The organism is Streptomyces sp. JLBT605, from assembly GCF_058215555.1.
Genome location: NZ_CM177087.1, coordinates 5,539,158 through 5,552,095 on the forward strand (window position 1 = coordinate 5,539,158; position 12,938 = coordinate 5,552,095).

Here is a 12,938-nt window from a genome sequence, read left to right on the forward strand (position 1 = left end):
CCGGACCGATCCGCGGATCGCCGCCCCCGTCCCCGCAGTCCCTCAAGGAGCACCATGACCAGCAGGAAAGCCCTCGTCCGGCGGCCCAGCCCGCACCTGGCCGAAGGACTGGTCACCCATATCGAGCGCACCCCGGTCGACGCCGCGCTGGCGCTGCGTCAGTGGCGGGAGTACGTGGCGGCGCTGCACGCGCACGGCTGGGAGACCGTGGAGGTGGCCCCGGCGGACAACTGCCCGGACAGCGTCTTCATCGAGGACACCATGGTCGTGTACCGGAACGTGGCGCTGATCGCCCGTCCCGGCGCCGCGTCCCGCCGGGCGGAGACGGCCGACGCGGAGGAGGCCGTGACCGCCCTGGGCTGCTCGGTCAACCGCGTCCGGGAGCCGGGCACCCTGGACGGCGGCGACATCCTCAAGATCGGCGACACGATCTACGTGGGACGCGGCGGGCGCACCAACGCCGAAGGGGTGCGCCAGCTGCGCGCGGCCTTCGAGCCGCTCGGCGCCCGCGTGGTCGCCGTCCCCGTGAGCCGGGTCCTGCATCTGAAGTCGGCGGTCACCGCCCTCCCGGACGGCACGGTCGTCGGCCATCCGGCGCTGGTCGACGACCCCGGTGCCTTCCCCCGCTTCCTGCCCGTGCCGGAGGAGTCCGGCGCCCATGTGGTGCTGCTGGGCGGCGGCCGGCTGCTGATGGCCGCGAGCGCCCCGCGCAGCGCGGAGATGTTCGCCGACCTCGGCTACACGCCGGTGCCGGTGGACATCGGCGAGTTCGAGAAGCTGGAGGGCTGTGTGACCTGCCTGTCGGTGCGGCTGCGGCACCTGTACGCGTAGGGAGACCCCCTGGGGGCACCCCCCCTGACCGGTGACCGCCGGCTGTGGGCGGTCACCGGCGGCCGGGCCAGGGGCCCGTCCCGGTCACTGGTGGCCGGGTCGGACGGGGCAGTGCACGGCCTTGTTCCACATCGCCAGCAGACCACCCGGATTCTTCTTCCAGATCCAGGCGTGCAGGTCGTAGTGGACCGGCATGGTGGGGCTGTGGCCCGGCATCGGGCCGTCGAGGCCGCGGCCGAAGACGTGCGGGCGGTCGTCATCGGTGTTGACGTTGTTGTCCCGGTCCAGGACGACCCACTCCACGGCCGCCAGCTGCTCCTTTCCGTTCTTGTCCGGGGCGTAGACGAGCATCGCGGGCTTGGTCAGGTCGGTGGAGCCGAAGTACTCGTCCTTGATGTAGTGGTAGCCCATGTCGCCATCCATCGAGCGCGTGCACAGGGAGTTGCGCACATAGCCCTCCGCGATGGCCCGCTTCGGGTCGCGGAAGCGGGCGGACGCCTTGCGCGCCACGGCCATGTCGTGCTTGACGCGGTCGTGGTGGTGACCGGTGTACTCCCGGTCCCCGTGGTGCGGGCCAGGCGTGGCATGTGTCGCCGGGCCGGTGACGAGCGTCAGCGAGGCGAGGGCGGTCACGGCGAGCGGGGCAGCCAGGTGGCGTGCGCGCATGTGCGGCTCCTGTTCCGGTGAGGTGTCGAACAGCAGCAGCCTCTCCGCGCCGCCGCCGCCCCGCACCCGGGAATGGGCCGTTGGCGTGCACGATCGTCCGGCCTCAGAGGTAGAGCCCGGCGTCCGCGTGCCCAGGCTGCGGCGGCACCGAGGCCGGGCCGGTGCCGCGCCGCAGCGCGAACAGCTCGGCGAGCGTGGCGCCGTCGCGGCCGATGCCCTCCTCGTGACCCAGCCAGCCGACCGCCTCGGCGCGGGTCAGGGAGCCCACCTCGATCCGGGCCAGACAGCGGCCCGGGCGGACCACGGCCGGGTGCAGCCGCTCCAGGTCCTCATTGGTCGTCACCCCCACCAGCACATTGCGCCCCTGTCCCAGCAGCCCGTCGGTGAGGTTGAGCAGCCGGGACAGCGCCTGCCCCGCCGTGTGCCGGGCCTCGCCGCGGATCAGCTCGTCGCAGTCCTCCAGCAGCAGCAGGCGCCAGCGACCACCGCCGCTGCCCCCCTCGTCCTCGCCGATGGCGATGTCCATGAGGTAGCCGACGTCGTTGAACAGCCGCTCCGGGTCCAGCACGCAGTCGACCTGGCACCAGTCCCGCCAGGAACGGGCCAGGGTGCGCAGCGCGGAGGTCTTGCCGGTGCCGGGCGGGCCGTGCAGGAGAAGCAGCCGGCCCGCGATGTCGTCCGGGGTGACCTTCATCAGCCGGTCCATGGCATCGGCGACCGGCGCGGTGTAATTGCCGCGGATCTCCTCCCAGGTGCCGGCCGAGATCTGCCGGGTGGTGCGGTACGGGCCGCGGCGCGGGGAGACGTACCAGAAGCCCATCGGGACGCTGGAGGGCTGCGGCTCCGGCTCGTCCTCGGCGCCGTCCACGGCCTGGTTGAGCACCTGCTCGGCGAGCTCCTCGCCCACCGCGGTCACGGTCACGTCCGCGCCGCGGTTCCAGCGCGACACCAGCACCGTCCAGCCGTCCCCCTCGGCCAGGGTGGCGCTGCGGTCGTCGTCGCGGGCCGAGCGCAGCACCTGGGCGCCGGGCGGCAGCAAGGTCAGCCCGGACTTGACGCGGTCGACGGAGTGGCTGCGGGCGTAGGGCTGCTCACCGGTGGCGAAGCGCCCCAGGAAGAGGGCGTCGACGACATCGGACGGCGAGTCGCTGTCGTCCATGGAGAGCCGGATCGGGAGGGACTTCTCGGCCGGGGTGCTGGGCAGGGTCTGCCTCCTGGGGTCGGATCCGCGGTCGGCGCACATACCCGCCATGATCCGTCAACCGGTCCGCCCGCGTACATCTTTTTACGGCCCGATGGCTCACTCGGCGTACCCACGGGCACACCGTGCGTCCGCCGGCGGCCGGGCTGGGCCGGGCCGGCCGGGAGCCGGCCGGGCCGGGACACGCCGCAGGGCCGTACGGAACGGGGGCCCTCCGCTCCGTACGGCCCGCCGCGCGCGGCTGCTCAGACCGTCAGGCCAGCCATCCGGCCGGGCGTCAGGGGACGATCTTCAGCAGCTTGTTGGGCGAGCCGCTGCCGGGGTTGCTGACCTTCCCCGAGGTCGCGCCGTTCACCAGCGCCGACGCCACCTGGGCCGGCGTGGCGGTGGGGTGCCCGGCCAGGTAGACCGCGGCCGCGCCGGTGACGTGCGGGGTGGCCATCGAGGTGCCGGAGATGGTGTTGGTCGCCGTGTCCGAGGTGCGCCAGGCCCCCGTGATGCCGGAACCGGGCGCGAAGAGGTCCAGCCGCGATCCGTAGTTCGAGTAGCTGGCACGGGCGTCGCTGCTGGTCGTGGCGCCGACGGTGATCGCCTCGGGGACGCGGGCGGGGGAGTAGTTGTTCGCGTCCGCTCCGGAATTGCCGGCCGCCACCGCGTAGGTGACGCCGCTGGCGATGGAGTTCTTCACCGCGTTGTCGAGGGCGGTGCTGGCGCCGCCGCCCAGCGACATGTTGGCCACCGACGGGCCGCTGTGGTTGCGGGTGACCCAGTCGATGCCCGCGACCACCTGCGCGGTGGTGCCCGAGCCGCTGTTGTTCAGCACCCGGACGGCGACGATCTTCGCCTTCTTGGCGACGCCGTAGCTGGTACCCGCGGAGGTCGAGGCGACGTGCGTGCCGTGGCCGTTGCCGTCCTGGGCCACGCTGTCGTTGTCCACCGCGTCGTAGCCGTTGACCGCCCGGCCGCCGAAGTCGCTGTGGCTGATCCGGACGCCGGTGTCGATGACGTAGACCGTGGCCCCGCTGCCCGCGCTGTCGGGGTAGGTGTACTTGCTGTCCAGTGGCAGGCTGGTCTGGTCGATCCGGTCCAGGCCCCAGGACGGCGGGTTGGTCTGGGTCGCGGTGGCCCGGACCCGGGTGTCCTGGATGACCTGGTCCACCGCCGGGTCGGCGGCGAGTCTGCGGGCCTGCTCCTCGGAGAGGTGGACCGCGTAGCCGTTCAGCGCGGCACGGTAGGTGCGCTCCACCGTGCCCCCGTATCGGGATATCAGGTCGCGGCCCGCGGCCGAAGCGGACTTCAGACCTGCGCTCTTGCTCAGCGTGACGATGTAACTGCCCTGGACGGCGTCGGGGGAGCCGGCGCCGACGATCGTGCCCCGCGCGGGCGCGGCGGCGTCCGCGGGAAGCGCGGTGACCGCGCCCAGCACGGTGGCCGCGGCGACCGCGACCAGCGCCGCGGACCGCCGGGCGGTACCGGCCTTCGTGCCCTTGGTGCCCTTGGTGTTACGCAACACTGTCATCGCGAGGGTCCTCCTCCTCGGTGACGCGCCGTGGTGCGCGCGTATGTGGGGGGCTGGTCGCGCACCGGTCGTGCGCGTGTCGTGTACATGTCCAGGATTCCTCAAGTCGCGGACCGCCAGACCTGATTGGTTCAAGATTTTCCAATCAACCCGCATAGATCAATGGATTCGGCGGGATGACATAGCCATGTCATGTCGTCGCAACACCGATGCGACATGACGCGCACAAAGAACCGAAATGCCCAGGTGTGCCGGGCAATCCGCCCGCAACACAGCCAGCAGAGACCCTGATCAGGGAGGTTCGATGAAACTGCCCCGCATCATGCCGCGGCTCATGGCCGTGGCCAGTTCTCTCATCCTCGGTTCCGCCCTCGCCCTCACCGGAGCGAGCACCGCCCAGGCGTCGGAGACGAGCGCGGGACCCGCGTACGTGGCGCTCGGTGACTCCTACTCATCCGGCGTCGGCGCCGGCAGCTACGACAGCTCCAGCGGCGACTGCAAGCGCAGCACCAAGGCGTATCCCGCGCTGTGGGCCGCCGCGCACGCCCCGTCCAGCTTCAGCTTCACCGCCTGCTCGGGGGCGAAGACCGGTGACGTGCAGGCCAAGCAGCTCGGCCCGCTCAACACCGGCACCGGGCTCGTCAGCATCAGCATCGGCGGCAACGACGCGGGCTTCTCCGACGTCATGACGACCTGCGTGCTCAGCTCCGACAGCGGCTGCATCGACCGCATCAACCAGGCCCGCGAGTTCGTCAGCACCACGCTGCCCGGCAAGCTGGACACCACCTACGACGCCATCCACGGCAAGGCGCCCAACGCCCGGGTGGTGGTGCTGGGTTACCCGCGCTTCTACAAGCTCGGCGGCAGCTGTGTGGCGGGCCTGAGCGAGACCAAGCGGGCCGCCATCAACGACGCCTCGGACTACCTCAACTCCGTCATCGCCAAGCGCGCCGCGGACCACGGCTTCACCTTCGCGGGCGTCACCTCGTCCTTCACCGACCATGAGATCTGCTCCGGCGACGCCTGGCTGCACAGCCTCAACTGGCTGAACATCGGTGACTCGTACCACCCCACCGCGACCGGCCAGGCCAAGGGCTATCTGCCGGTCTTCACCTCCGCCGCCTGAAGTTCCACCTCACTTCCACCTCACTTCCGATCGAGTCCGAACCGCCCACGCGACCAGCACCAGCCCGCCGTGAGGCCCCGTACGTCGGCACCGGGGCCTCCTCACCGGCACACCTGTCCGTGGGACGTGCGGTCAACGCCCTTGACCGCGCGGTGAATCCACCACCTTGGATGCGCGGGTGACGATTCGGGGAGGTAGGGTTACTCTGCCCGGGGCGGGTGCCCTCGACGGGTGGGGAGTGTCATGGAGCAGATAACGATTCGGAGCAGGCCGAGAGTGCCTGCCGTCAACTGCGGGAGCGGTGCGTCCAGCGCGCGCCTCGACCGCCATCTCGCGGTGCTGGGCGGCCCTGCCGTCCCGCGGCGGGAGGCGGAGGGGGCCACCGTGCTGATGCAGGAGCTCACCGCCCGCGACCACAAGCGCATCACGGAGAGCCGTAGCGCCAGGGTCTCGCTCTTCGCACCGCTGCGGCGGCTGCGGCGTTCCCTGTTCGGCAACCACGGCTGAGGCCGGCGGCCCCACCGCCGGCGCGACGGATTCCCGACCCCACCGCCGTCCTCACTCTCCCGCGGCGGACAGCCGCCGGAGAGTGAGGACGGACACCCGCCACCCCCTCAGTGCGCGTCCACCGTCACCGTGAAGGAGAAGCGGTCCCCCCGGTACCGGATCCGGGCCACGTCCACCGCCCGCCCGCTCTCGTCGTAGGTCACGCCCGTGTAGTGCAGGATCGGGCTGAGCAGCGGGATCTCCAGTAGCCGGGCCGTCTCCGGATCGGCCAGCCGGGCCTCCACGGTGTCCGTGATCCGGCTGATCCGCACCCCCACCTCGTCCCGCAGCACCTTGGTCATCGGCCAGCGCGCCAGATCGGCCAGGTCGATGCGGTCGGCCAGCTCGGGACGGACCAGGTTCTCCGCCCAGTTGGTCGGCTCGCCGCTGCGCTCGTCGGACCGCAGCCGCCGGAAGGACATCGCCTCCTCCAGGTCGGGGAAGTGCTCCGCCAGCTCGGCCGGGACCGGCCGCGGCCCGTGGCCGAGGATCTCGGTGCGCTCGCCCGACTGCTGGGCCACGATGGCGTCCACCGAGCCCAGCAGCCGTACCGGGGAGCCGCGCCGCGCGCTCGGCTCGATGAACGTGCCTCGCCGCCGGTGCCGGCTGATCAGGCCCTCGCTCTCCAGCTCCTTCAGCGCCTGGCGCATGGTGAGCACGCTGACCCCGTAATGCTCCGCCAGCCGGTCCTCGGTCGGCAGCCGCAGCGGCTCGTGCGGCCGGCGGCCCAGTATCGAGGCGCGCAGCGACTGCGAGACCTGGTACCACAGCGGCAGCTTGCGGTTGAGCGCGAGTGAGTCGGGGGCGAAGGTGGTCACGGCGGCCTCCGGTCACGGATCAGGGACGGAAATGGCGCTCCAGACCCTGCCACACGTCGTCGTAACGCGCCTGGAGATGGTCGGCTTCCGCCGCCTGGCGGGTCAGCGCCACCGGCCAGCGGGTCTCGAACATGAACGCCAGTCCGTCGTCGATCTTATGCGGCGCCAGCTCCGCCGCACTGGCCCGCTCGAAGGTCTCCCGGTCGGGCCCGTGCGCCGACATCATGTTGTGCAGCGAGCCGCCGCCGGGGACGAAACCTCCCTTGCCGGCCGTCTTGGCGTCGTACGCCCCCTCGATCAGGCCCATGTACTCGCTCATCACGTTGCGGTGGAAGTACGGCGGCCGGAAGGTGTCCTCGCCCACCAGCCAGCGCGGCGCGAAGACCACGAAGTCCACGCCCGCCAGACCCGGGGTGTCCGAGGGCGAGGTGAGGACGGTGAAGATCGACGGGTCCGGGTGGTCGTAGCTGATGGACCCGATGACGTTGAAGCGGCGCAGGTCGTAGACGTACGGCACGTGGTTGCCGTGCCAGGCGACGACGTCCAGCGGGGAGTGGTCGTAGGTCGCCGACCACAGGTTGCCGCAGTACTTGTTGATCACCTCCACCGGGCGCTCCACGTCCTCGTAGGCGGCGACCGGCGCGAGGAAGTCACGGGCGTTGGCCAGGCCGTTGGCGCCGATCGGGCCGAGGTCGGGGAGGACGAAGGGCTGGCCGTAGTTCTCGCAGACATAGCCGCGGGCGAACCCGTCCAGCAGCTCGACGCGGAACCGCACACCGCGCGGGATGAGCGCCATCTGGCCCGGTTCGGCGCTCAGCACGCCCAGCTCGGTGCGGAGCAGCAGCCCGCCGCGCTCGGGCACGATCAGCAGCTCGCCGTCGGCGTCGCTGAAGACGCGGTCGGTCATGTCGGCGTTGGCGGCGTAGAGGTGGATGGCCATGCCGGTGCGCTGGGTGGCGTCGCCGTTGCCGCCCAGCGTCCACAGCCCGGCGAGGAAGTCGGTGGACTCGGCCGGCTCCGGCAGCGGGTCCCAGCGCAGCCGGTTGGGGTCGGCGACGCACTCGGTGAAGGGGGCGCCGCCCAGCTCGCCGTTGGCGACCCGGGTGAACGGCGGGTGCGCGGCGGACGGGCGGATCCGGTACAGCCAGGAGCGGCGGTTGTGGCTGCGCGGCTCGGTGAACGCGCTGCCGCTCAACTGCTCGGCGTAGAGGCCCAGCGGGGCGCGCTGCGGCGAGTTGCGCCCGATCGGCAGCGCGCCGGGAACGGCCTCGCTGCTGTGCTCGTTGCCGAACCCGGAGAGGTATTCCAGCGCCTTCGCCGTCTGCCTCGCCTGCTCGTTCCCGCTGCCCGTGCCGCTCATCGCGTACTCCCGCCGCTCCAACGATTCCTATAGAAGACCATAGGAATAGCGGAGCCGCGCGTCAACGATTCCGCCGGGACCAGGCAGGATGGGGGGCGTGTCCACGCCCACATCGCACCTCCGCCGCGTGCCGGTCCAGCGGCGCAGCGCAGAACGCCTCGGCCGGATCCTCGACGCCTGTGCCGAACTCCTCGACGAACTGGGGTACGAGGAGCTGACGACCAGGGCCGTCGCCGAGCGCGCCGCCGTGCCCATCGGCTCCGTCTACCGCTTCTTCGACAACAAACGCGCCATGACCGAGGCGCTCGCCCGCCGCAACCTCGACGAGTACACGGCCCGGATCGAGGCCCGGCTCGACGCCGCCGAGGCGGCCGGTGAGCCGGCCGACTGGCGCGCGGTCATGGAGGTGGTGGTCGACGAGTACCTGGCCATGAAGCGCGGTGCGCCGGGCTTCGGCCTGGTCGAATTCGGCATGCCGCTGCCCACCACCGCGCCGCCGGACCAGCCCAACCACCTGGTCGCGGACCGGCTGCTCGGCCTGCTCGCCGCCCGCCTGGGGCTGGACGAGTCCGAGGAGCACCGCGACCGGGTGCGGGTGACCATGCTGATCGCGGTCGAGACCGCCGACGCGCTGCTGCGGCTGGCGTTCCGGATGGCTCCCGACGGTGACCCGGTGGTGGTGGCCGAGGCCAAGGAGATGCTCCGCGGCTATCTGGCGCGCGTGCTGGACTGAGACGGGCCCGGGGCGGGTCCGGCGGGGCTGCGGCGGTGCGCGCCGCCGGCCGGTTCCGGCGCGGCATACCGCGCGGTATGGTCGGGGCGATCGCGCGTCACCGTTGCCGTCACCGTCCCCGGGAGGGACCGATGAGCCGTACCGCCCTGCGCATCTGCCCGCTCTGCGAGGCCACCTGCGGGCTCACCCTGACCATCGAGGCGGACCAGGTCACCGGCGCCCGCGGGGACCGCGAGGACGTGTTCAGCCAGGGCTTCATCTGCCCCAAGGGAGCGGCCTTCGGAGAGCTCGACGGCGACCCGGACCGGCTGCGCGGGCCGCTGGTGCGCCGCGACGGCCGGCTGAGGGAGGCGGGCTGGGACGAGGCGTTCGCCGCGGTCCAGGCGGGGCTGCGGCCGGTGCTCGCCGAGCACGGGCCGCAGGCGACCGGGGTGGTGCTCGGCAATCCCAACGTGCACACCATGGCAGGCGGCCTCTACCCCGCCCTGCTGATCGGCGCCCTGGGCACCCGGAACGTCTTCACCGCCAGCACCCTGGACCAGATGCCCAAACACGTCTCCAGCGGACTGCTCTACGGCGACGCGAACGCCCTGCCGGTGCCCGACCTGGACCGCACCGACCACCTGCTGGTCATCGGCGCCAACCCGCTCGACTCCAACGGCAGCCTGTGCACCGCGCCGGACTTCCCCGGCCGCCTCAAGGCACTCAAGCGGCGCGGCGGCCGGCTCACCGTGATCGACCCGCGCCGCACCCGCACCGCCCGGCTGGCCGACCGGCATGTGGCCGTCCGGCCCGGCTCCGACGCGCTGCTGCTCTTCGCCATGGTGCAGGTGCTCTTCGCCGAGGGCCTGGCCGACCCGGGCGAGGCGGCCGGCCACCTCACCGGCGTCGAGGAGGTCCGGCGGCTGGCCGCCGACTTCACCCCCGAGGCGGTCGCGGACGCCTGCGACGTGCCCGCCGAGGAGATCCGCACCCTCGCCCGCGAGCTGGCCGCGGCCCGAAGTGCCGCGGTCTACGGGCGGATCGGCAGCTGCACGGTGGAGTTCGGCACCCTCACCAGCTGGCTGGTGGACGTGCTGGCCATCCTCACCGGCAACCTCGACCGGCCCGGCGGCATCATGTTCCCGCTGTCGGCCACCGCCCGCGCCGAGCGGCCGCCGCGGCCCGGCAAGGGCTTCGCGCTCGGCCGCTGGCACAGCCGGGTCAGCGGCCACCCGGAGGTGAAGTCCGAACTGCCCTGCGTCGCGCTGGCCGAGGAGATCGACACCCCCGGCCCGGGCCGCATCCGGGCGCTGGTGGTCGCCGCCGCCAACCCGGTGCTCTCCGCGCCCGACGGCGACCGGCTCGATCGCGCCCTGGCCGGACTCGACTTCATGGTCAGCGTCGACCCGTACCTCAACGAGACCTCCCGGCACGCGCACGTCGTCCTGCCGCCGCCCCCGCCCGCCCAGAGCCCGCACTTCGACTTCGCCTTCAACGCGCTGGCCGTCCGCAACCAGGTCCGCTACACCCGCGCCGCCGTCCCTCTCCCCGACGGCCGGCCGGACGAGGCGGAGATCCTCGCCCGGCTGGTGCTGTGCGCCGCCGGACAGGACGGCGCCGACCCCGGGCTCGTCGACGCCGGGGTGATCGACCACACCCTTGCCAAGGCCGTCGCCGACCCGCTCTCCCCGGTGCACGGCCGCGACCCGGAGGAACTGCGCGCCGCGCTCACCGGGGCGGACGGCGCCGAGCGGCGGCTGGACCTGATGCTGCGGCTCGGCCCCTACGGCGACGGCTTCGGCGCCGCCCCCGAGGGGCTCGGCCTGGAGCGGGTCCTCGCCCACCCGCACGGCATCGACCTCGGGCCGCTGCGCCCCCGGATCCCCGCGCTGCTGAAGACCCGCAGCGGGACCGTCGAGCTGTGCCCGGAGCCGATCGCGGCAGACGTGCCCCGGCTGCTCGCGGCCCTGGACGCGCGGGCCGCCGGGCCGGTCCTCATCGGCCGCCGGCATCTGCGCTCCAACAACTCCTGGCTGCACAACGTCCCGGCGCTGCGGGGTGGCACCAACCGCTGCACCCTCCAGGTGCACCCCGACGACGCCGCCCGGCTCGGCCTGACCGACGGCGGCCGGGCCCGGGTCAAGGGCGACGGAGGCGAGCTGGAGGTCCCCGTGGAGGTCACCGACACGGTGCGCACCGGAGTGGTGAGCCTGCCGCACGGCTGGGGGCACGACCGGCCCGGCACCCGGACCCGGGTCGCCGCGAGTGACCCGGGCGTGAACGTCAATCAGCTGCTGGACGGTTCACGGATCGACCCGCTGTCGGGTACCGCGGTGCTCAGCGGCTACCCCGTCCAGCTCTCGCCCGTCCCCTGACCGACGCGCCGCCCCGATCCTTTGACCCCTCGCCTGAGCTGGGGTTTTGCGCTTATTGCTCACGCGTCAAGGTCTTGTTGCGCCCACATCGAGGCCCCTAACGTCGCCCCGACCGCCGCCCCCCGGTGGAGTTCAAGGGTGAACGTGAGGTAACCGTGATGCTGACAATCCTCGGATTCGTCATGATCGCCACCTTTCTGGTGCTGATCATGATGAAGAAGATGTCCCCGATGGCGGCGCTGGTGCTCGTCCCCGCGCTGTTCTGCGTCCTGGTCGGCAAGGGAGCACACCTCGGGGACTACGTCCTCGACGGTGTCGGCAGCCTCGCGCCGACCGCCGCGATGCTGATGTTCGCCATCATCTACTTCGGCGTGATGATCGACGTCGGGCTCTTCGATCCGGTCGTCCGCGGCATCCTGCGGTTCTGCAAGGCCGACCCGATGCGGATCGTGGTGGGCACCGCCGTACTCGCCGCGATCGTCTCGCTCGACGGCGACGGTTCCACCACCTTCATGATCACCGTCTCGGCGATGTACCCGCTCTACCGCCGGCTGAACATGAGCCTGGTGGTGATGACCGGCGTCGCCGCCATGGCCAACGGCGTGATGAACACCCTGCCGTGGGGCGGTCCCACCGCCCGCGCCGCCACCGCGCTGAAGCTCGACGCCAGCGACATCTTCGTGCCGATGATCCCGGCGCTCGCGGTCGGTCTGCTCTTCGTCTTCGTCCTCGCCTACGTCCTCGGCCTCCGCGAGCGGCGGCGGCTGGGCCTGATCGACGTCGACGAGGTGACCCTCGGGACCGGTCAGGTGCCGGTGCGGGCCGGCTCGGGCGCCGCGCGGGGCGGTGCCGCCCTGGCCGGTGGCGGCGCGGGCGGCGCGGTGCCGGACGGCCCCGCGTCCGGCGGCGGCCGGACCGGCACCGATGAGGGTGCGGACGGGGTCCTTGAGGGCGGGGCCGGTGACGACGACGGCTTCCAGGGCCTGGACCCCCACCGCCCCACGCTGCGCCCCCGGCTCTACTGGTTCAACGCCGCGCTGACCGCCGCCCTGCTCACCCTGATGATCACCGAGACGCTGCCGATCCCGGTGCTCTTCCTGCTCGGCGCCGCCATCGCGCTCACCGTCAACTTCCCCCACATGCCGGAGCAGAAGGCGCGGATCGCCGCTCACGCCGAGAATGTCGTCAATGTCTCGGGTATGGTCTTCGCCGCCGCCGTCTTCACCGGAGTGCTCACCGGCACCGGCATGGTCGAGCACATGGCCCGCTGGCTGGTCGACGGCATCCCGGACGGGCTCGGTCCGCACATGGGCATCGTCACCGGCGTACTGAGCATCCCGCTGACCTACTTCATGTCCAATGACGGCTTCTACTTCGGCATCCTGCCGATCCTCGCCGAGGCGGGCGCCGCGCACGGCGTCGACTCGATGGAGATCGCCCGCGCCTCACTCGTCGGCCAGGCGCTGCACATGTCCAGCCCCCTGGTCCCGGCGGTGTACGTGCTCGTCGGCATGGCCAAGGTCGAGTTCGGGGACCATACCCGCTTCACCGTCAAGTGGGCGGCGCTCACCTCGCTGGTGGTGCTCGGCGCCGGGCTGCTGTTCGGCATCATCTGAATTCGCCCGGATGGTCGCCCGAGGGTGCGCGGCGCTATGCGCTGATTGAGGGATAATCGGGTATTTATTCCGTTCGACCGTTTCCGCTCCCTGCCCGCGTGACACCTAGTCAGTGCAGTGCGGTACGCCGCACCGCACCGACGACACCCCCACGGGCTTGAAGGA

Annotated in this window: 11 protein-coding genes; 6 read left to right on the top strand and 5 right to left on the bottom strand. The window is 72.1% G+C overall.

Annotation, left to right across the window (positions count from 1 at the left end; all coding sequences use genetic code 11):
• The first annotated feature begins 54 nt into the window (after window positions 1-54).
• Complete coding sequence (ddaH, locus tag AC4BDD_RS24150) at window positions 55-831, top strand: dimethylargininase (protein WP_490687558.1); 777 nt, start codon at window positions 55-57, stop codon at window positions 829-831.
• A gap of 84 nt (window positions 832-915) precedes the next feature.
• Here the strand turns inward: ddaH and AC4BDD_RS24155 are convergent, their stop codons facing one another.
• The 3 genes from AC4BDD_RS24155 to AC4BDD_RS24165 form a co-directional block, all read right to left on the bottom strand.
• Window positions 916-1,497 carry a hypothetical protein gene (locus AC4BDD_RS24155; protein WP_490687559.1) on the bottom strand — a complete coding sequence of 194 codons (582 nt, stop codon included), beginning with the start codon at window positions 1,495-1,497 and terminating at the stop codon, window positions 916-918.
• Window positions 1,498-1,600: 103 nt separating this feature from the next.
• Entirely contained in the window at window positions 1,601-2,656 is a 1,056-nt protein-coding gene (locus tag AC4BDD_RS24160; RefSeq protein WP_490691924.1) for a DUF5925 domain-containing protein, read from the bottom strand.
• Window positions 2,657-2,975: 319 nt separating this feature from the next.
• The gene (locus AC4BDD_RS24165; protein WP_490687560.1) at window positions 2,976-4,217 is read right to left on the bottom strand and encodes a S8 family peptidase; all 1,242 of its coding nucleotides are present in this window, start codon (window positions 4,215-4,217) and stop codon (window positions 2,976-2,978) included.
• Between the two features lie 322 nt (window positions 4,218-4,539).
• Between AC4BDD_RS24165 and AC4BDD_RS24170 the strand changes: the two genes are divergently transcribed.
• Together AC4BDD_RS24170 and AC4BDD_RS24175 are read left to right on the top strand one after the other, a co-directional pair.
• Window positions 4,540-5,343 carry an SGNH/GDSL hydrolase family protein gene (locus AC4BDD_RS24170; protein WP_490691925.1) on the top strand — a complete coding sequence of 268 codons (804 nt, stop codon included), beginning with the start codon at window positions 4,540-4,542 and terminating at the stop codon, window positions 5,341-5,343.
• A gap of 243 nt (window positions 5,344-5,586) precedes the next feature.
• Window positions 5,587-5,850, top strand: a complete 264-nt coding sequence (locus AC4BDD_RS24175) for a hypothetical protein (protein ID WP_490687561.1) — start codon at window positions 5,587-5,589, stop codon at window positions 5,848-5,850.
• Between the two features lie 107 nt (window positions 5,851-5,957).
• Here the strand turns inward: AC4BDD_RS24175 and AC4BDD_RS24180 are convergent, their stop codons facing one another.
• Window positions 5,958-6,707, bottom strand: a complete 750-nt coding sequence (locus AC4BDD_RS24180) for a GntR family transcriptional regulator (protein WP_490687562.1) — start codon at window positions 6,705-6,707, stop codon at window positions 5,958-5,960.
• A 19-nt stretch (window positions 6,708-6,726) separates the two neighbouring features.
• On the bottom strand, window positions 6,727-8,067 hold the full coding sequence (gene hmgA, locus AC4BDD_RS24185; RefSeq protein WP_490687563.1) for a homogentisate 1,2-dioxygenase: 1,341 nt from the start codon (window positions 8,065-8,067) through the stop codon (window positions 6,727-6,729).
• A gap of 88 nt (window positions 8,068-8,155) precedes the next feature.
• Between hmgA and AC4BDD_RS24190 the strand changes: the two genes are divergently transcribed.
• The 3 genes from AC4BDD_RS24190 (at window position 8,156) to AC4BDD_RS24200 (ending at window position 12,773) form a co-directional block, all read left to right on the top strand.
• The gene (locus AC4BDD_RS24190) at window positions 8,156-8,800 is read left to right on the top strand and encodes a TetR/AcrR family transcriptional regulator (RefSeq protein ID WP_490687564.1); all 645 of its coding nucleotides are present in this window, start codon (window positions 8,156-8,158) and stop codon (window positions 8,798-8,800) included.
• A gap of 131 nt (window positions 8,801-8,931) precedes the next feature.
• On the top strand, window positions 8,932-11,157 hold the full coding sequence (locus AC4BDD_RS24195) for a molybdopterin oxidoreductase family protein (RefSeq protein WP_490687565.1): 2,226 nt from the start codon (window positions 8,932-8,934) through the stop codon (window positions 11,155-11,157).
• Window positions 11,158-11,315: 158 nt separating this feature from the next.
• Entirely contained in the window at window positions 11,316-12,773 is a 1,458-nt protein-coding gene (locus AC4BDD_RS24200) for a CitMHS family transporter (protein WP_490687566.1), read from the top strand.
• Window positions 12,774-12,938: the final 165 nt, after the last annotated feature.

Bases quoted from the DNA above. Each gene is read 5' to 3' on its own strand.
- ddaH (WP_490687558.1), top strand. From the start codon at position 55: ATGACCAGCAGGAAAGCCCTCGTCCGGCGGCCCAGCCCGCACCTGGCC.
- AC4BDD_RS24155 (WP_490687559.1), bottom strand. From the start codon at position 1,497: ATGCGCGCACGCCACCTGGCTGCCCCGCTCGCCGTGACCGCCCTCGCC.
- AC4BDD_RS24160 (WP_490691924.1), bottom strand. From the start codon at position 2,656: ATGGACGACAGCGACTCGCCGTCCGATGTCGTCGACGCCCTCTTCCTG.
- AC4BDD_RS24165 (WP_490687560.1), bottom strand. From the start codon at position 4,217: ATGACAGTGTTGCGTAACACCAAGGGCACCAAGGGCACGAAGGCCGGT.
- AC4BDD_RS24170 (WP_490691925.1), top strand. From the start codon at position 4,540: ATGCCGCGGCTCATGGCCGTGGCCAGTTCTCTCATCCTCGGTTCCGCC.
- AC4BDD_RS24175 (WP_490687561.1), top strand. From the start codon at position 5,587: ATGGAGCAGATAACGATTCGGAGCAGGCCGAGAGTGCCTGCCGTCAAC.
- hmgA (WP_490687563.1), bottom strand. From the start codon at position 8,067: ATGAGCGGCACGGGCAGCGGGAACGAGCAGGCGAGGCAGACGGCGAAG.
- AC4BDD_RS24190 (WP_490687564.1), top strand. From the start codon at position 8,156: ATGGGGGGCGTGTCCACGCCCACATCGCACCTCCGCCGCGTGCCGGTC.
- AC4BDD_RS24195 (WP_490687565.1), top strand. From the start codon at position 8,932: ATGAGCCGTACCGCCCTGCGCATCTGCCCGCTCTGCGAGGCCACCTGC.
- AC4BDD_RS24200 (WP_490687566.1), top strand. From the start codon at position 11,316: ATGCTGACAATCCTCGGATTCGTCATGATCGCCACCTTTCTGGTGCTG.